The organism is Qipengyuania algicida (assembly GCF_009828025.1).
Classification (GTDB): domain Bacteria; phylum Pseudomonadota; class Alphaproteobacteria; order Sphingomonadales; family Sphingomonadaceae; genus Qipengyuania; species Qipengyuania algicida.
Map to the genome: position 1 here is coordinate 101,866 of NZ_WTYA01000007.1, position 22,005 is coordinate 123,870.

General features: G+C 61.4%; 24 protein-coding genes. 16 read left to right on the plus strand and 8 right to left on the minus strand.

What is annotated here, in order from left to right; translation table 11 throughout:
• Complete coding sequence (locus GRI58_RS10225) at nucleotides 1–888, plus strand: DMT family transporter (protein ID WP_160753495.1); 888 nt, start codon at nucleotides 1–3, stop codon at nucleotides 886–888.
• A gap of 3 nt (nucleotides 889–891) precedes the next feature.
• On the opposite strand, the gene GRI58_RS10230 is transcribed toward GRI58_RS10225, so the two are convergent.
• Together GRI58_RS10230 and GRI58_RS10235 are read right to left on the minus strand one after the other, a co-directional pair.
• Complete coding sequence (locus GRI58_RS10230; RefSeq protein WP_160753496.1) at nucleotides 892–1,971, minus strand: branched-chain amino acid aminotransferase; 1,080 nt, start codon at nucleotides 1,969–1,971, stop codon at nucleotides 892–894.
• A gap of 464 nt (nucleotides 1,972–2,435) precedes the next feature.
• The gene (locus tag GRI58_RS10235) at nucleotides 2,436–2,984 is read right to left on the minus strand and encodes a hypothetical protein (protein ID WP_160753497.1); all 549 of its coding nucleotides are present in this window, start codon (nucleotides 2,982–2,984) and stop codon (nucleotides 2,436–2,438) included.
• A gap of 34 nt (nucleotides 2,985–3,018) precedes the next feature.
• Here GRI58_RS10235 and GRI58_RS10240 point away from each other — a divergent pair, with 34 nt between their 5' ends.
• The 11 genes from GRI58_RS10240 to GRI58_RS10290 all read left to right on the plus strand — a co-directional run bounded on the left by GRI58_RS10240 (nucleotide 3,019) and on the right by GRI58_RS10290 (nucleotide 13,890).
• On the plus strand, nucleotides 3,019–3,756 hold the full coding sequence (locus GRI58_RS10240; protein WP_160753498.1) for a TlyA family RNA methyltransferase: 738 nt from the start codon (nucleotides 3,019–3,021) through the stop codon (nucleotides 3,754–3,756).
• Between the two features lie 68 nt (nucleotides 3,757–3,824).
• Nucleotides 3,825–5,357: an acyl-CoA carboxylase subunit beta gene (locus GRI58_RS10245; RefSeq protein WP_160753499.1), complete on the plus strand. Its 1,533-nt coding sequence runs from the start codon at nucleotides 3,825–3,827 to the stop codon at nucleotides 5,355–5,357.
• 9 nt (nucleotides 5,358–5,366) lie between these two features.
• Entirely contained in the window at nucleotides 5,367–5,816 is a 450-nt protein-coding gene (gene mce, locus GRI58_RS10250; protein ID WP_160753500.1) for a methylmalonyl-CoA epimerase, read from the plus strand.
• A gap of 67 nt (nucleotides 5,817–5,883) precedes the next feature.
• Entirely contained in the window at nucleotides 5,884–6,672 is a 789-nt protein-coding gene (locus tag GRI58_RS10255; protein WP_160753501.1) for an enoyl-CoA hydratase-related protein, read from the plus strand.
• A gap of 105 nt (nucleotides 6,673–6,777) precedes the next feature.
• On the plus strand, nucleotides 6,778–8,928 hold the full coding sequence (gene scpA, locus GRI58_RS10260; RefSeq protein ID WP_160753502.1) for a methylmalonyl-CoA mutase: 2,151 nt from the start codon (nucleotides 6,778–6,780) through the stop codon (nucleotides 8,926–8,928).
• On the plus strand, nucleotides 8,925–9,383 hold the full coding sequence (locus GRI58_RS10265; RefSeq protein WP_337190950.1) for a DMT family transporter: 459 nt from the start codon (nucleotides 8,925–8,927) through the stop codon (nucleotides 9,381–9,383). The genes scpA and GRI58_RS10265 overlap by 4 nt, the downstream gene beginning before the upstream one ends.
• On the plus strand, nucleotides 9,380–10,390 hold the full coding sequence (gene bioB, locus GRI58_RS10270) for a biotin synthase BioB (protein WP_160753503.1): 1,011 nt from the start codon (nucleotides 9,380–9,382) through the stop codon (nucleotides 10,388–10,390). Before GRI58_RS10265 ends, bioB begins: the two co-directional genes overlap by 4 nt.
• The gene (locus GRI58_RS10275; protein ID WP_160753504.1) at nucleotides 10,387–10,605 is read left to right on the plus strand and encodes a hypothetical protein; all 219 of its coding nucleotides are present in this window, start codon (nucleotides 10,387–10,389) and stop codon (nucleotides 10,603–10,605) included. Before bioB ends, GRI58_RS10275 begins: the two co-directional genes overlap by 4 nt.
• 231 nt (nucleotides 10,606–10,836) lie before the next feature.
• Entirely contained in the window at nucleotides 10,837–11,265 is a 429-nt protein-coding gene (locus tag GRI58_RS10280) for a hypothetical protein (protein WP_160753505.1), read from the plus strand.
• An 82-nt stretch (nucleotides 11,266–11,347) separates the two neighbouring features.
• Nucleotides 11,348–13,399: an acetyl-CoA carboxylase biotin carboxylase subunit gene (locus tag GRI58_RS10285; RefSeq protein ID WP_160753506.1), complete on the plus strand. Its 2,052-nt coding sequence runs from the start codon at nucleotides 11,348–11,350 to the stop codon at nucleotides 13,397–13,399.
• Nucleotides 13,400–13,605: 206 nt separating this feature from the next.
• Complete coding sequence (locus GRI58_RS10290) at nucleotides 13,606–13,890, plus strand: hypothetical protein (protein WP_160753507.1); 285 nt, start codon at nucleotides 13,606–13,608, stop codon at nucleotides 13,888–13,890.
• A 24-nt stretch (nucleotides 13,891–13,914) separates the two neighbouring features.
• Here GRI58_RS10290 and GRI58_RS10295 read toward each other — a convergent pair whose 3' ends face one another.
• The 4 genes from GRI58_RS10295 to GRI58_RS10310 form a co-directional block, all read right to left on the minus strand.
• Nucleotides 13,915–14,376 carry a GNAT family N-acetyltransferase gene (locus tag GRI58_RS10295; protein ID WP_160753508.1) on the minus strand — a complete coding sequence of 154 codons (462 nt, stop codon included), beginning with the start codon at nucleotides 14,374–14,376 and terminating at the stop codon, nucleotides 13,915–13,917.
• A complete protein-coding gene (locus tag GRI58_RS10300) occupies nucleotides 14,373–15,764 on the minus strand; it encodes an oligopeptide:H+ symporter (protein ID WP_160753509.1) in 1,392 nt (463 codons plus the stop codon). Before GRI58_RS10300 ends, GRI58_RS10295 begins: the two co-directional genes overlap by 4 nt.
• A gap of 79 nt (nucleotides 15,765–15,843) precedes the next feature.
• Nucleotides 15,844–16,953, minus strand: coding sequence for a 3-dehydroquinate synthase (gene aroB, locus GRI58_RS10305; protein ID WP_160753510.1), 1,110 nt, complete (start codon nucleotides 16,951–16,953; stop codon nucleotides 15,844–15,846).
• Nucleotides 16,944–17,510 carry a shikimate kinase gene (locus tag GRI58_RS10310; protein ID WP_160753511.1) on the minus strand — a complete coding sequence of 189 codons (567 nt, stop codon included), beginning with the start codon at nucleotides 17,508–17,510 and terminating at the stop codon, nucleotides 16,944–16,946. Before GRI58_RS10310 ends, aroB begins: the two co-directional genes overlap by 10 nt.
• Before the next feature lie 17 nt (nucleotides 17,511–17,527).
• On the opposite strand from GRI58_RS10310, the gene GRI58_RS10315 reads away from it, so the two are divergent.
• From GRI58_RS10315 to GRI58_RS10330, 4 genes are read left to right on the plus strand one after another with little or no spacing between them, the layout of a single operon-like run.
• Nucleotides 17,528–17,722, plus strand: coding sequence for a hypothetical protein (locus GRI58_RS10315; protein WP_160753512.1), 195 nt, complete (start codon nucleotides 17,528–17,530; stop codon nucleotides 17,720–17,722).
• A complete protein-coding gene (locus tag GRI58_RS10320) occupies nucleotides 17,719–19,584 on the plus strand; it encodes a hypothetical protein (protein ID WP_160753513.1) in 1,866 nt (621 codons plus the stop codon). The genes GRI58_RS10315 and GRI58_RS10320 overlap by 4 nt, the downstream gene beginning before the upstream one ends.
• 1 nt (nucleotide 19,585) lies before the next feature.
• Nucleotides 19,586–20,461, plus strand: a complete 876-nt coding sequence (locus GRI58_RS10325) for a tyrosine recombinase (RefSeq protein ID WP_160753514.1) — start codon at nucleotides 19,586–19,588, stop codon at nucleotides 20,459–20,461.
• Between the two features lie 10 nt (nucleotides 20,462–20,471).
• Nucleotides 20,472–21,416: an acetyl-CoA carboxylase carboxyltransferase subunit alpha gene (locus GRI58_RS10330; RefSeq protein ID WP_160753515.1), complete on the plus strand. Its 945-nt coding sequence runs from the start codon at nucleotides 20,472–20,474 to the stop codon at nucleotides 21,414–21,416.
• A 108-nt stretch (nucleotides 21,417–21,524) separates the two neighbouring features.
• Here GRI58_RS10330 and GRI58_RS10335 read toward each other — a convergent pair whose 3' ends face one another.
• The gene (locus GRI58_RS10335; protein WP_160753516.1) at nucleotides 21,525–21,695 is read right to left on the minus strand and encodes a Flp family type IVb pilin; all 171 of its coding nucleotides are present in this window, start codon (nucleotides 21,693–21,695) and stop codon (nucleotides 21,525–21,527) included.
• A gap of 111 nt (nucleotides 21,696–21,806) precedes the next feature.
• Nucleotides 21,807–22,001, minus strand: a complete 195-nt coding sequence (locus tag GRI58_RS10340; RefSeq protein ID WP_237452232.1) for a Flp family type IVb pilin — start codon at nucleotides 21,999–22,001, stop codon at nucleotides 21,807–21,809.
• Between the last annotated feature and the right edge of the window lie 4 nt (nucleotides 22,002–22,005).

Here is a 22,005-nt window from a genome sequence, read left to right on the forward strand (position 1 = left end):
ATGTCGCTGGCCACTATCGGGCTGCTGCTGTTGGTCGACCTGTTGTGGGCGCTCAATGTCATCGTCAGCAAGCTGGCGGTCGGGACGCTGGGTATGCCGCCGCTTTACTACGCGCTCTTGCGCTCGGCGCTCGTGCTGGTCGCACTTTTCCCTCTGCTGCGTCCACTGCCGCAGCAGGTCTGGAAGGTCATGCTTGTCGGTCTGGCGATCGGCGGCGGATCCTTCGCCCTGCTGTTTATCGGGCTTGCCACGGCCAGCCCATCGGCCGCTGGCGTTGTCGGTCTGTCCGGCGCACCTTTGACGGTCCTGTTCGCGATCCTGTTTCTGGGCGAAAAAGTACACTGGCGTCGTGCCTCGGGTATCGCGCTGACCTTCACCGGCGTGCTGCTGGCGGTTTCTGCCGAAGGAGACATGCGAGCCAGCCTCGGCCTCGCTTTCGTGTTTGCTTCGGCTCTGCTCGGCGCTCTCGGCTCGGTGTTTTACAAGACGATCGAGATCAGTTCTATCCGCTTGCAGGCTTGGGCTGCGGTATCGTCGATCATTGTTCTGACGCCGTTATCCTTAGTGCTGGAACCGTCTCCGATGACCGCACTGTCGCGTGCTCCGCTGGAACTGGCAGGATGCCTGTTTTTCGCTTCGATCATAGTTTCGGTGGGCGCGCACAGCACCTATTACCGCATCCTGCAGAACAATGACGCCAATCTCGTCGTGCCGCTCACACTGCTGAGTCCGCTGTTCACCATCGGGCTGGGAGCTTGGCTCACGGGCGACCACGTCGGCCCGCGCCTGCTGGCCGGCGGCGCGATTGCCATTGCTGGCGTTGCGATTATCGTCCTGCGTCCGAGCGCCACCTTTACCAAGCGTTTCCTGGTGCGTTCGCGCCTGTAGGCTTCAGATTTTCTGGACCCAGCTATGCGGGTCGTCTCGCTCGCCGCGCTGGATTCCGACAAGTGCTTCGCGCATCTTGTGGGTCAGCTGGCCGGTGCCGCCCGAGCCGATGGTGAATTCGCCATCCGGGCCGACCACTGTGCCGACGGGGGTAACGACCGCCGCAGTCCCGCACGCCATCGTCTCGACCAGTTTGCCGGTGGTGGCATCGGCCCGCCACTGATCGATCGAATAGGGCTCTTCGCGAAGCTGCAACCCCTCGCTGCGGAGCAACTGGATCAGGCTGTCGCGGGTGATGCCGGGCAGGATCGTGCCGGTCAGCGGAGGCGTGACTACCGTGCCATCGTCGAACACGAAGAACAGGTTCATTCCGCCCAGTTCCTCGATCCACTTCTTTTCGACCGCATCGAGGAATACGACCTGGTCACAGCCATTCGCGATACCCTCGGCCTGCGGCACGAGGCTGGCCGCATAATTGCCGCCGGTTTTGGCAGCACCGGTTCCTCCGGGCGCTGCGCGCGTGTAATTGCGGCTGACCCAGATTTTTACCGGCTTGGCGCCGCCCTTGAAATAGGAACCGGCGGGCGAGGCGATGACGATAAACTTGTATTGTTTCGCCGGACGGACGCCCAGGAAGGCTTCGCTCGCGAACATGAAGGGGCGCAGGTAAATCGAACCGCCTTCGACTGTGGGCATCCATTCACCGTCGACCGCCAGCAATTGCCTCAAGCTTTCCAGAAACAGCTCTTCGGGCAATTCCGGCATCGCCATGCGTTTTGCCGATTCGTTGAACCGGCGGGCGTTAGCTTCAGGCCGGAACAGTGCGAGCGATCCGTCGGGATGGCGATAGGCTTTCATCCCTTCGAAGATTTCCTGAGCGTAGTGGAGCACCGAGGCGGCCGGATCCAGCGGGATCGGCTGGCGCGGGCCAAGCTGGGCCGAGTGCCAGCCACCCTTGGCCTCGTCATAGCCTATCGTCACCATATGATCGGAAAAGACGGTGCCGAAACCGGGATTGGCGATGGCCTCCTCGCGCGCAGCGGGAGATGTCGGGGCGGGGTGGGTAATGCGCTCGAAATTCATGAGCTGCGGGTATAACGCGGCGGCGCTCAGGGCAAGTGTGCGACAATTGCGCGGGCAGCAGAAAATCTGAACCTGGCACAAGCCGGGAGCTGTATCGAACAGCGCATCAACACTGTTGACGCACAAAATGAGAAGGGCAGCTTCACGCCCGTTGGTGAAACTGCCCTTCGCATGGTCAGCGGCGGGAAGTGCCGCTCACGAAGCCTCTATCGGACGCGATCCTTACCGATAGTGCTCCGCGCGGAAACTTGCCGACCTCTCTGCTGAACCATGAGACATCGGATCACCTCCTTTCGCGCTTGTGAGCTAAGAGCGCCGTTTCACCGGAGCCCGAGACCCGCGTTCGCCGCTGATCTTGAGGGTAATTTGATTCTTCTCGCGCGCGAAAACAAGGCTTGAAAAAAAGTTTTCCCACGTCAGGATTGGCGGCTTCCGGCCCGCGAAATTTCGCGGGTCTTCCTGTATCAGCGGCAATCCTCAATCACTCTCGTGACCTCTGCCCAGGACGGTAGATAAAGCGGTTTCAGGCCGGGGACTTCCACTGCAAACCGACCCTTGCTGAGCGCCATGGCATCGAGCAGCTGGTCATTGGCGGACAGGCGTGATTCGACCGCGGGTGCGATGCCCGGACTGGGTTGCGCGGCAATTGTCCGCGTCTGCGTTTCGGTGCGGATGGTCATGCTGGCCGGGCCGGACAGCGCACCAGCTCTCAGCAATACAACAGCGTTTGCCGGGCGGTCGCAGCGCATGGTGAACAAGCTTGCGCTGTTGTTATCTCCGTATACCGCGATTCCGCCGGTCGGAAGGCTGCGATAGTGCCAGTCTCCGGGCGTGCGCGGCGCGTCCATCCAATTGCTGTAGCTGGGCTGTGCGACCGGGGCGGGAGGTGGCGGAGCGGGCGTGGGTGCCGGAGTTCGCTTCGGCTGGGGCATCGGCTGAGGCGCGGGGACACAGGCGGCCAATGCTGCGCTGAGCACCAGTGCGACCGAAAGATTGCGTTGGATCGGTTTCATGTCGGCACAATGCCCGCTAGAGCGCATGTTTCCAATGGCCAAGAAGCGACGCCTCGATCAAATGCTTGTCGACCGTGGGCTGGTCGAGAGCCGGACGCGGGCGCAGGCGCTCGTCATGGCGGGTGTGGTTTTCTCAGGCGAAACCAAGCTTTCCAAGTCCGGGCAGCAGCTGCCCGAAGATTCGCCGCTAGAAGTGCGTGGGCGCGACCACCCGTGGGTTTCGCGCGGCGGAATCAAGCTGGCCCACGCGATCACGCACTTCGATCTCGATCCCACCGGTATCACCGCGATGGATATCGGCAGCTCGACCGGCGGCTTCACCGACGTCCTGCTGCACAAGGGAGCAGCGCATGTGTTCGCAGTCGATTCGGGCACGAATCAGCTCGCATGGAAGCTGCGTCAGGACCCGCGCGTGAGCGTGCTGGAGCAGACCAGCGCACGAATCATAACGCGCGCCATGATCGATCGACCGTGCAGCTGGGTCGTATGCGATGCCTCGTTTATCTCGCTTGCCAAGGTGCTCGAAACCCCGCTCGAACTGGCGACGCGCGAATGCCGCATGGTAGCGCTCATCAAGCCGCAATTCGAAGTTGGACGCGAGGAAGTGGGCAAGGGTGGTGTGGTGCGCGATCCCGCGTTGCACCAGCGCGTTTGCGATGAGGTCGTGACCTGGGCCGAGGGGAAGGAATTTACCGTGCAGGGCGTGGTCGAAAGTCCGATCACCGGCCCTGAAGGCAATGTCGAATTCCTGATCTCCGCCTTGAGGCAATGACCACGAGACAATTGACCTTTGCGCCCCGGGCGCTCTAACCGCCTCGCAAAGCTTGCTACGGAGAGTGCATGTCGACAAATATCGCCGAAATGGAACGTCGCCGCGCCGGTGCCCGAATGGGTGGAGGCCAGAAGCGCATTGATGCGCAGCACGCCAAAGGCAAGCTGACCGCGCGCGAAAGGCTCGACATCCTGCTCGACGAAGGCAGCTTTGAAGAACTCGACACTTACGTCGAGCACGATTGCGTCGATTTCGGGATGCAGGACCAGAAGATCCCCGGTGACGGCGTGGTCACCGGGTCGGGCACGATCAACGGGCGGCTGGTGTTCGTGTTCAGCCAGGACTTCACCGTGTTCGGTGGCTCGCTGTCGAAGCGCCATGCGGAGAAGATCTGCAAGGTCATGGATATGGCGATGAAGGTCGGCGCGCCGGTGATCGGGCTTAACGATTCGGGTGGTGCGCGGATTCAGGAAGGCGTCGCATCTCTTGGCGGATATGCCGAGGTGTTCCAGCGCAATGTGCTGGCGAGCGGCGTAATCCCGCAGATCAGTCTGATCATGGGGCCATGCGCGGGCGGGGCGGTCTATTCGCCTGCGATGACCGACTTCATCTTCATGGTGAAGGACAGCTCCTATATGTTCGTGACTGGTCCCGAGGTGGTGAAAACGGTCACCAACGAGGTCGTGACGCAGGAAGAGCTGGGCGGTGCGGTCACGCATACGACCAAGACCTCGGTTGCCGATCTCGCATTCGAGAACGATATCGAGGCGCTGATGGCGACGCGCAACTTCGTCGACCTGCTGCCCCTGTCGAACCGCGAGGACGTGCCCGAGCGCCCGACCAGCGATCCGTTCGACCGCGTGGAGGAAAGCCTCGACACGGTGATCCCCAACAACGCCAACCAGCCCTATGACATGCACGAAGTCATCACCAAGGTGCTGGACGAACGCGATTTCTTCGAGGTTCAGCCGGCGCATGCGGGGAATATCCTCTGCGGTTTCGGGCGCGTCGAGGGGCGCACGGTCGGCGTGGTCGCCAACCAGCCGCTGGTGCTGGCGGGCGTGCTCGACATCAATTCATCGAAGAAAGCTGCGCGCTTTGTGCGCTTTTGCGATGCCTTCGAGATTCCGATCATCACTTTCGTCGACGTGCCCGGCTTCCTCCCCGGTACCAGCCAAGAGCACAATGGCATCATCAAGCACGGCGCCAAGCTGCTGTTCGCCTATGCCGAAGCGACCGTACCCAAGATCACCGTCATCACGCGCAAGGCTTACGGCGGGGCTTACGACGTCATGGCGTCGAAGCATTTGCGCGGCGATTTGAACTACGCCTGGCCCACCGCGGAAATCGCGGTGATGGGCGCGAAAGGCGCGGTGGAGATCATCTTCCGCCAGGACCGCGACAATCCCGACAAGATCGCCGAGAAGACCAAGGAATACGAGGACCGCTTCGCCAACCCATTCGTGGCGGCGAGCCGCGGCTATATCGACGAGGTGATTTATCCCCGGAACACGCGGCGCCGGATCGCGCTGGGCCTGCGCAAGCTGCGCGGCAAGCAGCTCGAGAACCCGTGGAAGAAGCATGACAATATTCCGCTTTAGGAGCGAGAAATGAAACTAGGACGTCTCAACCATATCGGCATTGCCACCCATTCGATCGCCGATTCCATCAAGCATTACCGCAAGGTGATGGGTGCGGCCGACATCTCCGAGCCCTTCGACATGGAGGAGCAGGGTGTGAAGGTCTGCTTCGTCAACACGCCCACCGAATCGGGCATGAACGGCACGCAGATCGAGCTGATCGAGCCGCTCGACGGTTCTTCGCCGATCAACAATTTTCTGGAGGATCATCCGCTTGGCGGGCAGCATCACGTCTGTTTCGAGGTCGAGGACATCGTCGAGGCGCGGGTGTGGTTCGAGGAACAGGGCAAGCGCATTCTCGGTCCGACGCGGATCGGGGCGCATGGCACGCCGATCTTCTTCGTCCATCCCAAGGACATGATGGGCAACCTGACCGAGATCATGGAAACACCCAAGGAAGGCAGCGACTGGTCCAATTGATGACTTGATCGCATGTCGCCGGATCATCAGACACGTTGCGAAACGCAACGCTTGGGAGAGCAATTCAATGGCCGATTATGAAACCATCCTCACCGAGCGTGCGGGTAATGTTCTCAAGATTACCCTCAACCGGCCCGACCGGCTGAATGCTGCGTCGATCCAACTCGCCGAGGAACTGAGCGCGGCGCTCTACAATCTCGATGGTGCGCGCTGCGTACTGATCACCGGGGCGGGTAAAGGCTTCTGTTCCGGCGCGGATTTGCAATCGCGCGGCGGCGACAGCGCGGTTTCGGGTGGCGATGCTAGCCACAGGGCGCTACAAAACCATTACAACCCGTTGATCAGTCAGATCCTGCGCCTGCCGGTGCCGGTGGTGACGGCCGTCAACGGCCCGGCTGCGGGTGTGGGTTGCTCGATGGCGCTTGCTGGCGACTTCGTTCTGGCGGGTTCAAGCGCCTATTTCCTCCAGGCTTTCGTCAATATCGGCCTTGTCCCCGATGGCGGTTCGACCTGGCTGCTGACTCGCGCAATTGGCCGGGCGCGTGCCACGCGGATGATGATGCTGGGCGAAAAGATTGGTGCGACGCAGGCCGAAGAATGGGGCTTGATCTACAGAGCAGTCGCGGATGAGGCGTTGATGGGCGAGGCTGCCGCACTTGCCGACAAGCTCGCCAATGGTCCGACGATTTCCTATTCCACCATGAAGAGCAATATCATGGCTGCGCTCGATGGGACGATTTCGCAAGTTTTGCTGGCTGAAGCTGAAGGCCAACGGATCGCCGGGTCGAGTGCGGATGCAATGGAGGGCAGCATGGCCTTCCTGCAAAAGCGCAAGGCTGAATTTAAAGGCGCATAGCGTGGACAGCCATCCTCGCTTTTGCCGGGATGGCTTTCAGGCGATCAAGAATTCCCATGCGATCCTAGCTTTCGCTCAAACGGCGAATATGGTTATGGGACGCACATGACCGACAAACGTAGCTATACCGACTGGCAGGCCGCCGCCGACAAGGAAGTCAAAGGACGCGATCTGACCTGGGCAACGCCAGAGGGGATCGACGTCAAGCCGCTCTACACCAGCGAGGACACCGCCGATCTCGATCCGGGCGTCCCCGGCTTCGCGCCGTTCACGCGCGGCCCCTATGCCAGCATGTATACCGGGCGCCCTTGGACGATCCGCCAATATGCGGGATTTTCCACCGCCGAGGAATCGAACGCGTTCTATCGCCGCAACCTCGCCGCCGGGCAGAAGGGGCTGTCGGTCGCTTTCGACCTCGCCACGCACCGCGGCTATGACAGCGATCACCCGCGCGTGGTTGGCGATGTCGGCAAGGCCGGCGTCGCGATCGACACCGTGCGCGATATGGAGATCCTGTTCGACCAGATCCCGCTAGACACCATGAGCGTGTCGATGACGATGAACGGCGCGGTGATCCCCGTGCTGGCGTTCTACATCGTCGCGGCCGAGCGGCAGGGGGTGAGCCAGGCCAAGCTCGCCGGGACCATCCAAAACGATATCCTCAAAGAATTCATGGTCCGCAACACCTATATCTATCCGCCCGAGCCGAGCATGCGGATCGTTTCGGACATCATCGCATATACGTCGGCCAACATGCCGAAATTCAACAGCATTTCGATTTCGGGCTATCACATGCATGAAGCCGGGGCGACGGCGGTGCAGGAACTGGCCTTCACCATCGCCGACGGCAAGGAATACGCCAAGCGCGCGATGGAAGCGGGGCTGGACATCGATGCCTTCGCGCCGCGCCTGTCGTTCTTCTGGGGCATCGGCATGAACTTCTTCATGGAGATCGCCAAGATGCGCGCCGCGCGGCATCTGTGGCACGATGTCATGACCGATCTCGGCGCGCAGAACCCCAAGTCGAAGATGCTGCGCACCCACTGCCAGACCAGCGGTGTCTCGTTGCAGGAGCAGGACCCCTACAATAACGTCATCCGCACCACGATGGAAGCAATGGCCGCGGTGTTGGGCGGTACGCAGTCGCTCCACACCAACGCGCTGGACGAAGCGATCGCGCTGCCGACAGATTTTTCCGCCCGGATCGCGCGCAACACCCAGTTGGTGATCCAGGAAGAAAGCGGCATCACAAATGTCGCCGATCCGCTGGGCGGCAGCTATTATATCGAGAGCCTGACCGCCGCACTGGTCGAGCAGGCCCGCGCGATGCTCGAGGAAGTCGACGCCGCTGGCGGCATGACGGCCTACGTCGCCACCGGCAAGCCGAAGGCGCAGATCGAGGAAGCCGCCGCCGCCAAGCAGGCGCATATCGATCGCGGCGAAACGGTGATCGTGGGCGTCAACAAATACCGCAAGGCCGAGGAAGACCCGATCGAGACACTCGATATCGACAACCACGCCGTGCGCCAGAGTCAGATCGCGCGGCTCGAACAGGTTCGCGACGGGCGGGACAAAGCTGCCTGCGATGCCGCGCTGAAGGCGCTGACCGAAGGCAGCAAATCTGGCGGAAATGTGCTGGCGCTGGCATTCGAAGCAGCGCGTCACGATGCGACGCTGGGTGAAATATCCTCTGCGATGGAGGAGGTGTTCGGGCGCTACGACACCATGCCCAAGCCCGTGCGCGGCATCTATTCTACCGCCTACAAGGGTGACATGCGTTATGCGCAGGTGGTCGAGGGCGTGCAGGCCGTCGAGCGCCGCCTGGGCCGCGCGCCGAAATTGATGGTCGCGAAGATGGGCCAGGACGGTCACGATCGCGGCGCCAATGTCATCGCTTCAGCATTTGCCGATATGGGTTTCGAGGTCGTGTCGGGGCCACTGTTCCAGACTCCGCGCGAAACGCTGGAGATGGCGCTCGACCAAGGCGTCGATGCGATCGGCGCATCGAGCCTTGCGGCAGGCCACAAGACGCTGATCCCCGAACTGATTGGACTGCTCAAGGAAGCAGGCCGCAGCGACATCAAGGTGATCGCCGGCGGCGTGATCCCGCAGAAGGACTATGACTTCCTGCGTGAAGCCGGGGTGCAGGGTATCTTCGGACCGGGCACCAATGTCGTGGAAGCTGCTGCAGAAGTGCTGCGCCTCCTCGGCCACAATATGCCGTCCGCAGACGACGAATTGGAAGCCGCCGAGTGAGCGGACAGCACTCGGCGTTTGTGCCGCTGGCCGCGATGATGTTTGCAGCGGGGCTGGGCATTCCGATGTTCGCTTCGCTCAACGCCGGGCTGGGGCAGCAATTGCACGGGGCGATTTCGGCGACCGCGGTCAGCTTCACTGTTGGATTGCTGGTCGCGCTCGCGGTGTTGAGCTTTACCGGATTTCCCGCCGCCGCCAGTTTCACGATGGACAAGCCCTATCTCTATTTCGGGGCGGTGTTCATGCTGTTCTATGCTTCGGCGGTGGCCTTCTCCGCGCCGAAGATCGGCCTTGGCAACGCGATCTTCTTCGTGCTGATGGGCCAGCTTATCTCTGCCGCGCTGATCGACCATTTCGGCCTGCTCGGCGTGATCCAGTCCTCATTGACGCTCAAACGCGTTATTGGCCTCTTCGTGATGGCCATCGGCCTTTATCTTGCCAGGAAACCTGTATGACCGACATTCGCACCGATTGGACCCGCGCTGAAATCGCAGGCCTCTTCGACCTGCCGTTCACCGAGCTGTTGTTCCAGGCAGCAAGCGTCCATCGCGAGTTCCATCCGCCCGAACAAATCCAGCTTTGCACGCTGCTGTCGATCAAGACCGGCGGGTGCCCTGAGGATTGTGGCTATTGCTCGCAGTCTGTGAAGGCCGACAGCGGGGTCGAGGCGACCAAGCTGATGGACGTGCGCGCCGTGCTGCAGACGGCGGCGCAGGCCAAGGAGGCGGGCTCGCAGCGGTTCTGCATGGGCGCCGCGTGGCGAAACCCCAAGGACCGCGACATGCCCGCGATTGTCGAGATCGTGAAGGGCGTGCGCGCAATGGGCCTTGAGACCTGCATGACGCTGGGCATGCTGACGCCGAAACAGGCGGACATGCTCAAGGATGCTGGCCTCGATTACTACAACCACAATGTCGACACCGGGCCGGAATATTACGAGCGCGTGATCTCGACGCGCAATTATCAGGACCGGCTCGATACGCTGCAGAACGTGCGCGATGCGGGCATCAACGTGTGCAGCGGCGGGATCGTCGGCATGGGCGAAACGCGCGAGGACCGAGTGGGCTTCGTCCACACGCTCGCCACACTCGAACGCCATCCCGAAAGCGTGCCGGTCAACGCACTGGTGCCGGTCAAGGGCACGGTCCTTGGCGACATGCTGGCCGACACGCCACTCGCGAAGATCGACGATATCGAGTTCGTTCGCACGGTGGCCGTGGCGCGCATCTGTATGCCCATGAGCATGGTGCGCCTGTCCGCCGGACGCGAGTCGATGAGCGAGGCGACGCAGGCGCTGTGCTTCATGGCAGGCGCGAATTCCATCTTCACCGGCGACAAACTGCTGACCGCGCCGAACGCGGGCGACGACAGCGACGCCGCGCTCATGGCGAAGCTGGGGCTGACGGCGCTCAAGGGCGAGGAGCCCATGCGGGCTTGCAAGGTGGTGGAGCCGGCGGAGTGAAGTCGCTAACGAAGATGCTGTTTGCGATCGTCCTTTTCGTAGTTTGGGCGAGCGGCTTTTTGGTTTTCAGCTATTTCATCCTGGGCGGGTTGCTTTTCGGCAAGCTGGGTTTGTCGACCGATTACGAGTTTCCATTTATGGGCGTGATGCTGTTGATATGCCTCCTGTCCTTTTCGTTCTTAGTCGATTTCATGCTTCGGAAAGTAGCCCGCTGATCTAATCCAAAATCCTCATCGCCAACCATGACGAACTCGATTGTCGTGCTTATGTGTGCGATCCTGTCGGCAATATAGAGATTTATACAATTGCAAGGTACAGAAGTTCGACTCTTGTGCTGAATTGACTCAATCTCGAGAGCAACCTAGCCTTTTCCTCGCTCATCCGAGCCAACAAGCTAGGACGGTTCTTGCGGGTCGCTGTTTTTAACACGAAACAGGGGCTTCAACATGAAAAAATTGCTTGCTTTCGCGGCGGCGCTTTCGCTCGCCGTGCCTTCCATCTCCGTTGCTCAGGACAAGGTCGAGAAGCGCGAGACCGGTGGCTATTACGTCGTGGTTCATTACGATCTCAAACCCGGTTCGATGGACAAGTTCACCGAGATGACCAAAAATCTCATGGCGATCGACGCCAAGGCTGGCAACAAGTCACCAATGGTTTTCAATGCCATGACCGGCGAATGGGATGTGATCGCCATCTTCCCGGTCGAGGATGGGCTGGGGTCGATGGAATACAAATACACCCCGCGCGATGTCGCCTTCAACAAGGCGCTGCTTGAATCCATGGGCGGCGACAAGGAGAAGGTCCAAGCGATGTGGAAGGAATTCGGCGACCTCATTGAAAAGTCGGAGAGCGAATTGGTCTATATGCGCAAATAGATCATCTCGCGCATCAGCATATTGAATGGCTCTCCGGGAGAGGGCATTGACGCAAGCGATCAATCCCTTACCCGGAGCAGCCATGTTCAAAAAAATCCTCATCGCCAATCGCGGCGAAATCGCTTGCCGGGTCATCAAGACCGCGCGCCGGATGGGTATTCAGACCGTTGCGGTCTATTCCGATGCCGATGCGCGCGCACCGTTCGTGCAGATGGCGGACGAGGCGGTGCATATCGGGCCTTCGCCCGCTGCAGAATCCTATCTGATCGCCGACAAGATCATCGCCGCGTGCAAGCAGACGGGGGCCGAAGCGGTGCATCCGGGCTACGGATTTCTATCCGAACGGGCGAGCTTTGCCGAGGCGCTGGCCAAGGAGGGAATCGAGTTCATCGGCCCGCCGGTGGGTGCGATCACCGCGATGGGCGACAAGATCGAATCCAAGAAGCTGGCGAAGGAAGCAGGCGTCAACACCGTTCCGGGCTCCGAAGGGGAGGTGAAAACCACCGCAGACGCGCTGAAATGGGCCAATAAGATCGGCTATCCGGTGATGATGAAGGCCAGTGCGGGCGGCGGCGGCAAGGGTATGCGGCTGGCGCATAATGATAAAGACGTCGAGGAAGGGTTCGAGGCGACTCAGCGCGAGGGACTGAACAGCTTTGGCGACAAACGCGTGTTTCTGGAAAAATTCATCCTCAACCCGCGCCATATCGAGATCCAGATCCTGGGCGATAAGCACGGCAACATCGTCTATCTCAACGAACGTGAGTGCTCCATCCAGCGCCGCCACCAGAAGGTGGTCGAGGAAGCGCCGTCGCCTTTCGTCACGCCGAAAATGCGCAAGGCGATGGGCGAGCAGTGTGTCGCACTGGCGCGCGCGGTCGGCTATTACAGCGCGGGCACGGTCGAACTGATCGTCAGCGGCGCGGACCCGAGCGGGGAGAGCTTCTACTTTCTCGAAATGAACACAAGGCTTCAGGTCGAACATCCGGTGACCGAGGCGATCACCGGCGTCGATCTGGTCGAGCAGATGATCCGCGTTGCTTATGGCGAGAAACTGCCTTTCACGCAGGATGACATCGGCATCGACGGCTGGGCGATCGAGAATCGCGTCTATGCCGAAGACCCCTATCGCGGCTTCCTGCCCAGCATCGGGCGGCTGGTCCGCTATCAGAAGCCGGTGGATGGCTGGACCGACGACGGCGCGGAGAACGGGCGTCGCGGCGTCGATGGCGTACGGGTCGACGATGGCGTGTTCGAGGGTGGCGAAGTCTCCATGTTCTATGACCCGATGATCGCCAAACTGGTGACATGGGGTGCGACGCGCGACGAAGCGGCGGACAAGCAGGTCCAGGCACTCGATGCTTTCCGCCTCGAAGGACTAGGGCACAATGTCGATTTCCTCAGCGCGATCATGCAGCATCCGCGCTTCCGCTCGGGCGAACTCACCACCGGTTTCATCGCCGAGGAATATCCCGAAGGCTTCCATGGCGCGCCCGCCGATGTTCGGCTGACCGGCGTGCTATGCGCGGTGGGCGGGGTGATCGCCACTGCCGATGCCGATCGCGCCAGGCGGATCGAAGGGCAGATCGACCGCGCGATGGCGCCCCCCGGCGATTGGGTCGTGACCGTCGCGGGCGAGGATCATACCGTCAGCCTCGAAGAAGATGCGATAACGGTTGATGGCCATGCCGTAACGCTGGAGATGGCTTATACACCGGGCGACCGCTTCGTAGAGGTCGCATTGTTCGAAAACGATGCCGACGAAGATTCCGAGCCGCACGAAACCTATGGGCTTCAGCTTGAGCCGACGCGAACCGGCTATCGGATCACGACGCGCGGCGCGAAACATGAACTGCGTATCCTGCCGGAACGCATTGCCCATCTCACCCAGCATATGATCGAAAAGATTCCGCCCGACCTTTCCAAGCTGCTGATCTGCCCGATGCCGGGGTTGCTGGTAAAGCTGCATGTTGGCGAGGGCGACACCGTTCAGCCGGGTCAACCGCTCGCCACGGTCGAAGCGATGAAGATGGAAAACATCCTGCGCGCCGAAAAGGAAGCGGTGGTCAGCAAGCTCAATGCCACCGAGGGCGACAGTCTGGCCGTGGACGAGGTGATCCTCGAACTGGAGTAGGTAATTTTTCGTAGCTATGGGTTAATTACTCGGAAACCATTTATTGGAAGCGGATTAAACAACAATTCCCCACCGCCAATTTCCTTTAACCAATAGTTACGCTTGATTTTTTCGAATCAAGGTAAACGCGCTCGCAATATTTTCGATCTGTAAGCAGAATAATGATCGCAAGCCGATTCGCCTTCGCGGTCGGCCGGAGAACGATCATGGCACGCAAAGGTATCGGATTTTTCGACAGCAAGGGCCATTTCTTCAAATCGCCCGAAGAAGCGACCGTCAGCGATCTGGCAGCGATCCTGGGCAAGATCGGCGAAGGTGAAAGCCTGGCGCCGGGCATCGCCTACACGCTGTTGCGGCAGCGCGAGGAAATCGAAAAGCTGTTCGCCGAACACGACACGATGATGAAGGACTATTCCGCCATGATCGACACTTCGGTCGCGGCCTCGTCCAACATCGCCAAGCTGGCGTCGAAGCGTCCAGCCGTCGCTTGACGGCAGGCAGTGCCGCGGATCGACCTACAGGTCGAGGTGCAGGCACTGATTGAATTCGGTGACGCGGTAATCGGCGAAAGCCGGACCAATTGCGAACCCGCGTTGGCGATAGAGCGCCAGCGCGGGTTCGAATTTTTCGCCTGAGCCGGTTTCGAGACTGAGGCGGGTGATGCCTTGGTCGCGCGCCAGGTCGATCAACGCGTCCAGCATAAGGCGCGCGATTCCGCGGCGCAGGAATGCCGCGTCGGTGCGCATGGACTTGAGCTCGCCATGGGCAGGCGCGAGACGTTTAAGCGCCCCGATCGCAGCCAGCGCCTTGCCATCCCAAGCGGCCAGCACGCTCACCGCGGGATCCTGCAAGCCTGACAGGTCGAGCGCAAATGAGGTGCCCGGCGGAGAAGCTTCCAGCATATCGCGCTGATGCGAGGCGATCAGGGCGATAACCTGCGCATCGCCAAGATCAGCCGCGCGGATGGCGATCGTCATGCAGCGGCGTTTTTGTCGCCCATCAAGCGGTCTGCCAGCAACAGCTTGAACAGGACGAAGGCCACCAGCCCGAATGCCGCGCTGCCGACATGGACCAGCCAGAATTCAGGCGTCGGCATGGTCGAATACCAGCCACCGATTGTGCCGACGACGTAGTTCGCTCCGACAAAGGCGAGATAGTAGATGCCGATCACCGTGGCGTTGAGCGCCTTGGGTGCAAGCTTGGAAAACAGCGCCAGGCTGATCGGCAGGATATGCGCAAAGCCGATCGAATTGAGCAGGTGGAACATCAGCGGCCAGAACATGCCCACCTTGCCGGTGCCAGCGGTAACTGCGCCGATATAAAGACACATGCCGCCAGCGATGGTGAACACGCTGCCGATAATCATCTTGCCCAGTTCGTCCGGTTCCTTGCCGGTCCGCTTGCCGAACCAGTTCCAGAAAGCGGCCACAACGACCAGCATCGAAAAGGATACGAAGCTGTCGATGGTGATCATCCATGTGCTGTACATCTGGATGCCGAACAGATTCAGCGTGAACTTCTTGTCCGCCCAGACGAGATAGGCGTTGAAGATTTCCTGATTGGTGAGCAGCGCGATGGCGAGAACCGGGACGAGGATCAGCAATCCGATAAGCTGTGGCAAATCGCTGCGCTTCAGCTTTTCGCGCGGTGCGCCGCCGCGGGTGGGGCGATTATCGGCGGGCAGCCAGGGACCGGCCTTGAGATAGATCAGCAGGCCGATGACCATCACGATCCCGGCCAGCCCGAACCCGTAATGCCAGCCGAAGTTCGGATCCTGGCCCAGGCTTCCGGCGGTGAGCGGGGCAAGGATCACGCTGACGTTGATGAAGATGTAGAAGATTTGGAACGCCATCGCGCGGCGGTTGTCGTTCTCTCCGTACAACTCGCCCACCTGGCTTGCGATATTGCCCTTGAACAGGCCGACGCCAACGATCAGCGACAGCAGGGCGAAGAAGAACGCGCCTTCAATTGCCATCAGGAAATGGCCGATCGACATGATAATTCCGCCCGCGATCAGCGTAGCGCGACGGCCCAGCCAGCGGTCGGCGATGATCCCGCCGAGGATTGGGGTGAGATAGACAAGCGATGTGTAGTCGCCGAAGATTCGCGACGCGAGCGGCTGGCCGGAAAGACCGTAAAAGTTCTCTATGGCGCTGAGCCCGACGACGCCGCCTGAATGCGATGGCAGCAGCAGGTAATTGGTCATGTAGAGGACCAGCAGCGTCTGCATCGAGTAATAGGAGAACCGCTCACACGCTTCGGTAAAACCGAGAAACGCCAAACCCTTGGGATGACCAAGGAAAGCGCGGTCATCCTTGACTGCAACCTCGTCGAGATGGTCCGGTGTGGCTTCGGCTACAGACACGCTTTACTCTCCGCTATTCTGGTATCGTTTGCGACCATCTAGCTAGGGATGAACGGTTTGTCGCGCCCAAGATTCGCGGTCAACGAAGCTGCAATTGTTCGTCCAGAAATGCGGATACATCTGCAAGCTCGACGTCGCGCGCCACGAAGGCCTCGCCAATCCCGCGAAGGAGGATGAAGGGCAGAGTGCCGGCGTCCATCTTCTTGTCGTGACGCATGTGGTCGACCAGCCTCGCGCCATCGCATTCCAGCCCGAGCGCAGACAGTTCCGCCGGCATTCCGGCGGCGCTGACGGCATGGGTTACTCTGGCCGCATCCTCGACCCCGATCAGCCCGGTGCGAGCGGAGAAACGCGCGGCCAGCACCATTCCCAACGCCACGCTCTCGCCGTGAAGCAGGCGGTCCGAAAAGCCCGTTTCGGCTTCCAAGGCATGGCCGAAAGTATGGCCAAGATTGAGCAATGCCCGCAGATCATCGGTCTCGCGCTCGTCCTCCGCGACGATCCGCGCCTTGGCCGCGACGCTGGTCGCGACTGCGTGTTGCAGCGGGTCGCTGTTGAGGGCCAAGACCGCAGCTGCGTTGGTTTGCAGCCAGTCGAAAAATGCCCGGTCTCCCAGCACGCCGTATTTCAGCACTTCGGCATAGCCCGCGCGCAACTCGCGCTGGGGCAGGGTGCCCAGCGTATCGAGATCGGCGAGAACGAGGGAGGGCTGGTGAAACGCACCGACGAGGTTTTTCCCTGCGCTGGTGTTGATCGCGGTCTTGCCCCCGACCGAACTGTCGACCTGCGCGAGAAGGGTGGTCGGAAGCTGGATGAAGCCGCAGCCGCGCTTCAGGATCGCACAGGCGAATCCGGTCAGGTCGCCAACGACACCGCCGCCGAGCGCCAGAACGTGATCGCCGCGTTCGACTCCTTCCCCCAGCAGCCAGTCGCACATTTGCGCCAGCCCGTTCCAGCTTTTCGAACCTTCGCCGGGCGCCACATCGAACCACGACACGTCATGCCTGGCTTCGCTCAACGACCGTTCCAGCCTGTCGCCGTGCAATCGCCTTGCATTCGTATCGGCAACCACGGGCACGCGCTGCTTGCGCAACAGAGGCCGCGCCAGCGTTGCGGCCTGTTCGAGCAGGCCGTGCTCGACATGGACATCATAGCTGCGCCCCCCAAGCGCAACGGGGATTACAGCCATCTGTCGATCGCCTCCAGAATGCTGAGTGCGGTGCGATGATGCGGCGCGATGCCGGTTTCGACGCGCACCTGCGCCTCACCGTAGATCGGATTACGTATTTTGCTCAAATTCGTAAGGATTTCGCGTGGATTTCCTTGTGCGAGCAATGGGCGGTCGTTGCGTTTGCCCGTCCGCTGCACGAGAATGTCGATATCGCAGTCGAGCCATACCGCGATCGCGTTCGACAGGATCAGCGCACGCGTTTCGGGATCGATGAAAGCGCCGCCACCGGTTGCGATCACGCCGTGCCCTTCTTCGATAAGTCGCGCGATTACACGGCGCTCACCATCGCGAAAATACTCCTCCCCGAAATCGTTGAATATCTCGGACACGCTCATCTGCGCGGCGTGTTCGATCTCCTCGTCGCTATCGACGAAATCGGTTTCGAGCATGGTTGCAACCCGGCGTCCGACGGTTGACTTGCCGGACCCCATTAAACCGACCAGTACCACCGGCCTGTCGATCCGGCGCGCGAGTGCGGCCATCTCTGCGGGGGTGATTTCGCTTGCCTGGGTCATTGCCGCTCGGCCTATAGATGGGCTATCGCGCGCGCAAGCGAATGAAATTGACGGGACGCGAAGGCCTGATTGGGCATATGATCGGACGAAGGATGACGTTGGCGTTGATAGCCCTTTTCTGCCTGCTGGTTTTCGCCGCCTGGTTTAGTGGCGGAGAACGGCCGATGCGCATGATCGAACAATCGGTGGCTGTGCCGGGGGGCGCACGATGAAGCGGCGCGCATGGCTGGCGACTGCTGCCGGGATTGCAATGGGCGCGGCGGTGGTGGGGGCGCAGACGAGTGTGCTGGCGCAGAATGGCCCCGAAGACCTGTTGCCGCCCGGTTTCGACAAACCTTCGCCCACGCCCACCCGTGCCCGGCCGGTCGCACCTGCACCTGCGCCTGCTCCTTCGGCGAACGCGTCACCGCGCGCACCGGCGGCAACGCCGACGCAATCGGGCGAAATTGTCCAGCCGCTTCCATCGGGTGCAACCGGCGGTACCGCGGCGCTGGGGAATCTTCCGACGTTGCAGCAGCTTCAGTCGATGTCGACCGACCAACTGGACGATCTGTTCGGTCTCAAGCCCAAGGTCGATATCCCGCCCGCTGCGCAGCGCTCCATGGCGCGCGTGGGGGTGATTGCGCCGGACGAAGGCGGTTTGCCGGTGAACTCGCTTGCCCATCAACCTGCCGCGCTGGTGAAAGCGGTGCTGGATGGAACGAAAGGTCCGCTGGTATCGCGCTGGGGCCATATCCTGTTGAGGCGCGCGCTCGCCAGCCGGCTTGCCGCACCCGAAGGCATGAACCCGGCCGATTTTGCCGGAATGCGCGCCGCGCTGCTTGATCGCATGGGTGAATTTTCCGCGGCGCGCGCGCTGGTGCAGGATGTCGATACGGCAAATTATACGCCCGCGCTCAGTTCGGCCGCTTTGCAAGCGTATATCGGCACGGCGGATATCCTGGGGACGTGTCCGGCGGTGCGCCTGTCGCGCGGTGGTGACGGTGCGCAGTGGCAGATGCTGGCGGCAATTTGCAACGCCTATGCTGGTGAACAGGATCGATCCGAGACCGACCTGCGTCGGATGATGAATTCGGGCAAGATTGATCGCATCGATGTCTTGCTCGCACGTCGCTTCGCTGGAGCGGCAGGCGGGCAGAATCAGTCTGTCACCATCGAATGGGACGGTGTCGACCAGTTGACACCGTGGCGATTCGCGCTCGCGAACGCTGTGGGCGAGACTATTCCCAAGAACCTCCTCGATGGGGCTGGCCGCTATTATCGACTGGCAGACGCCACCGCACCGATGCTGACACCCGAGGAGCGGGCCGACGACGCGGAGTATGCCGCCAAGGCAGGGGTATTGTCTTCAGCGGCGCTGGTGGACCTCTATTCGCAGATCTACAACAATCAGGTTCAACAGGGCACCACGGATACGACGGCGCAGAACCTGCGCGATGCTTATGTTGGCGGCGATCCCTCCGATCGGCTGAACGCGATCAAATCGATCTGGAGCGGTGGCGACGGCGATCGGTATGGTCGCTACGTGCTGACCGCCTACGCTGCCGCGCGAATGCCGATCGACAAGAGCTTTGATGGCGATGCTGGCAATCTGGTAGCCTCGATGCTGACTGCCGGACTTGACCGCGATGCGGTGCGTTGGGCACCGGCGGTCGCAGGTGGAAGTCAGGCATGGGCGCTGATCGCGCTCTCCGACCCATCGCGGCAGAGCGCGAGTGACAGCGACCTGTCCGATTATCTCAGCGCGGACGCCAGCAAACGCCAGCAACGCAGCCGGTTGCTGGTCGCGGGTCTTGCCGGGCTCGGCCGGGTGGATGGCAGCCTTGCCAATGAATACGCCAGCAAGCTCAAATTCAACCTCGCGCGACAGGATCGCTGGACCAATGCGATCGATGCTGCGGCGAACGATGGAAATCAGGCGATGGTCGCGTTGCTGGCCGGGCTTGGGATGCAAGGCGATTCCTGGTCGCAGATGACGCCGCTGTTCCTGTTCCACATCGTGCGCTCGCTCGACAAGGTGGGGTTATCCGCCGAGGCGCGGATGATCGCCGCCGAGGCGGTCGCGCGCGCGTGATGTGAGCCAGACAGAGGACTTCCTCTCCATGCTCGCGGTCGAACGCGGTGCGGCGAGGAACACGCTCGCGGCCTACCGTCGCGATCTCGAGCAGGCGGAATTGGCGGTGGGCGAGCTGGGTAGCGCAAGCGCCGCAGACCTCGCCAAATTGCAAAGTCTGTGGGCGGACCTCGCGCCATCCAGCGTCGCGCGCAAGGCTTCGGCACTGCGACAGTTCTACGGTTTTCTGGTCGAGGAAGGGTTGCGCGCCGACGATCCCAGCCACGCCTTGCCGCGCCCAGCGACGCGCCGCCCCTTGCCTAAAATTCTCTCGCACGATGCCGTCGAAAGCCTGTTCGCTCGCGCCGAATTGGAGGCAGGCAGCGGCGAATCGGCAAGCATTCGGATGCTGGCGCTGATCGAATTGCTGTATGGATCGGGCCTTCGGGCGAGCGAACTGGTCGGTCTTCCGCTGTCCGCGGTTCCCCGTGACGCCCCGTTCCTGACCGTTACCGGCAAGGGCGGGCTCGCGCGCATGGTCCCGGTCAGCACGCGCGCACGGCAGGCTCTGGCAAGATGGACGGCAGTACGGCCAGCGACCTCGGCCTATCTGTTCCCTTCGGGCAAGGGCCATCTTACGCGGATCCGGCTCTACCAATTGCTCAAGGGTCTCGCCGCGCGAGCCGGGATCGATCCCGCTGGCGTTAGCCCGCACGTCCTGCGCCACGCCTTCGCCACACATTTGCTGGAGGGCGGGGCCGATCTGCGGGTGCTGCAAACGCTGCTTGGCCATGCAGATATCGCGACCACGCAAATCTATACCCATGTGGACGCTGCGAGGCTGGTGGAGCTGGTAAACGAGCGCCACCCGCTTGCACACGCGCGCGAGTGCGACTAGCGCCCTGCCGATGCAAAGTTTCCTCGAATTCGAACGTCCCGTCGCCGAACTCGAACAGCGTATCGCCGAGCTGCGCCAATCCGCAGCGGGCGATTCCGTCGATATCGACAGCGAAGTCGCGCGTCTCGAAGCCAAAAGCGACGAATTGCTACAGCGCACTTATGCGACGCTGACGCCGTGGCAGAAGACGCAGGTCGCGCGCCACCCCGCGCGGCCCCATTTTCGCAACTACGTCGAACATGCTTTCGACGAGTTCCTGCCGCTCGGTGGCGATCGCGCCTATGGCGATGATCAGGCGATACTGGGCGGTCTCGCGCGGCTTGGCGACAGGCGCGTTGTGCTGATCGGACATGAGAAGGGGCATGACACTGCCAGCCGGATCAAACACAATTTCGGCATGGGCAAGCCGGAGGGGTACCGCAAGGCGATCCGCCTGATGGAACTCGCCGGACGGTTTGGCCTTCCGGTCGTGACGCTCGTGGATACCTCGGGTGCATTTCCCGGAATCGAGGCCGAGGAGCGCGGTCAGGCCGAAGCGATCGCGCGGGCGACCGAAGCGTGTCTGGCGCTGCCGGTGCCAATGGTTGCGGTGATCGTGGGCGAGGGCGGCTCGGGCGGCGCGGTCGCGCTGGCGAGCGCCGAACGGGTGCTGATGATGGAGCACGCGGTCTATTCGGTCATCAGCCCGGAAGGTTGCGCGTCGATCCTGTGGCGGACCGCCGACAAGGCGGCCGATGCGGCAGAGGCGATGCAGGTGAGCGCGCAGCAGCTCGCGCAGCTCGGCGTGATCGACCGGATCGTGCCGGAGCCGCTCGGCGGTGCGCATCGCGATCCAGGCAAGACCGCCGAGACGCTGGCTCTGGCGATTGGCGAGGAGCTGGACGGCTTGGCCAAACTTGCCAGCAAGGATTTGCTGCGGATGCGCGAAGAGCGTTTCTTGACGCTTGCTGGCTAGGCACAGTCGCAGGCTTTGCCCATCCATTTTGGCTTTGTAGCGGGCACAAAAAAGAAGCGGCGGGAATTTCCCGCCGCTTCCGTATCATGTGACCTGTTCGCCGGTATATTAGGCGGTGGTCGTCATGCTGGTCGCAACCTTGTTGAAGGTCGACGAAAGCTTGGTGCCGAGGGTGCTCATGGCGGTGATCGCGGCAACCGCGATCAGGGCGGCGATGAGGCCGTATTCGATGGCGGTGGCGCCCTGCTCGTCACGAGCAAGCTTGTTGATGAATTTCATGGTCGTCTCCTGGTTCAGTCTTCGGTACCCGGCCCACTCGAAATCGAGTAGGTTTTTTACTTGTGTCAGAGAAGAGTTGAGAATTTCCTAACTCCGCAATGCCACAATGCTTCAAGCGCTTGCGTTCGAGACGGTAGTGGACACATTGTTCCACATACTGATCGTGTTCTTTCCGAATGCCTGGACCGCTCCGAGCATGACCAGAAAGACAAGCGCAACAATCAGCCCGTATTCGACCGCCGTCGCGCCGCTTTCGTCACGAAGAATACGTGAAATCAAATTAGGCATCGACAGTCCCCCGGCCATCCAT

What these genes read in the sequence shown, in the direction of transcription:
- GRI58_RS10225 (WP_160753495.1), top strand. Translation starts at nt 1, where the DNA reads ATGTCGCTGGCCACTATCGGGCTGCTGCTGTTGGTCGACCTGTTGTGG.
- GRI58_RS10230 (WP_160753496.1), bottom strand. Translation starts at nt 1,971, where the DNA reads ATGAATTTCGAGCGCATTACCCACCCCGCCCCGACATCTCCCGCTGCG.
- GRI58_RS10235 (WP_160753497.1), bottom strand. Translation starts at nt 2,984, where the DNA reads ATGAAACCGATCCAACGCAATCTTTCGGTCGCACTGGTGCTCAGCGCA.
- GRI58_RS10240 (WP_160753498.1), top strand. Translation starts at nt 3,019, where the DNA reads ATGGCCAAGAAGCGACGCCTCGATCAAATGCTTGTCGACCGTGGGCTG.
- GRI58_RS10245 (WP_160753499.1), top strand. Translation starts at nt 3,825, where the DNA reads ATGTCGACAAATATCGCCGAAATGGAACGTCGCCGCGCCGGTGCCCGA.
- mce (WP_160753500.1), top strand. Translation starts at nt 5,367, where the DNA reads ATGAAACTAGGACGTCTCAACCATATCGGCATTGCCACCCATTCGATC.
- GRI58_RS10255 (WP_160753501.1), top strand. Translation starts at nt 5,884, where the DNA reads ATGGCCGATTATGAAACCATCCTCACCGAGCGTGCGGGTAATGTTCTC.
- scpA (WP_160753502.1), top strand. Translation starts at nt 6,778, where the DNA reads ATGACCGACAAACGTAGCTATACCGACTGGCAGGCCGCCGCCGACAAG.
- bioB (WP_160753503.1), top strand. Translation starts at nt 9,380, where the DNA reads ATGACCGACATTCGCACCGATTGGACCCGCGCTGAAATCGCAGGCCTC.
- GRI58_RS10280 (WP_160753505.1), top strand. Translation starts at nt 10,837, where the DNA reads ATGAAAAAATTGCTTGCTTTCGCGGCGGCGCTTTCGCTCGCCGTGCCT.
- GRI58_RS10285 (WP_160753506.1), top strand. Translation starts at nt 11,348, where the DNA reads ATGTTCAAAAAAATCCTCATCGCCAATCGCGGCGAAATCGCTTGCCGG.
- GRI58_RS10290 (WP_160753507.1), top strand. Translation starts at nt 13,606, where the DNA reads ATGGCACGCAAAGGTATCGGATTTTTCGACAGCAAGGGCCATTTCTTC.
- GRI58_RS10295 (WP_160753508.1), bottom strand. Translation starts at nt 14,376, where the DNA reads ATGACGATCGCCATCCGCGCGGCTGATCTTGGCGATGCGCAGGTTATC.
- aroB (WP_160753510.1), bottom strand. Translation starts at nt 16,953, where the DNA reads ATGGCTGTAATCCCCGTTGCGCTTGGGGGGCGCAGCTATGATGTCCAT.
- GRI58_RS10310 (WP_160753511.1), bottom strand. Translation starts at nt 17,510, where the DNA reads ATGACCCAGGCAAGCGAAATCACCCCCGCAGAGATGGCCGCACTCGCG.
- GRI58_RS10315 (WP_160753512.1), top strand. Translation starts at nt 17,528, where the DNA reads ATGGGCTATCGCGCGCGCAAGCGAATGAAATTGACGGGACGCGAAGGC.
- GRI58_RS10320 (WP_160753513.1), top strand. Translation starts at nt 17,719, where the DNA reads ATGAAGCGGCGCGCATGGCTGGCGACTGCTGCCGGGATTGCAATGGGC.
- GRI58_RS10330 (WP_160753515.1), top strand. Translation starts at nt 20,472, where the DNA reads ATGCAAAGTTTCCTCGAATTCGAACGTCCCGTCGCCGAACTCGAACAG.
- GRI58_RS10335 (WP_160753516.1), bottom strand. Translation starts at nt 21,695, where the DNA reads ATGAAATTCATCAACAAGCTTGCTCGTGACGAGCAGGGCGCCACCGCC.
- GRI58_RS10340 (WP_237452232.1), bottom strand. Translation starts at nt 22,001, where the DNA reads ATGGCCGGGGGACTGTCGATGCCTAATTTGATTTCACGTATTCTTCGT.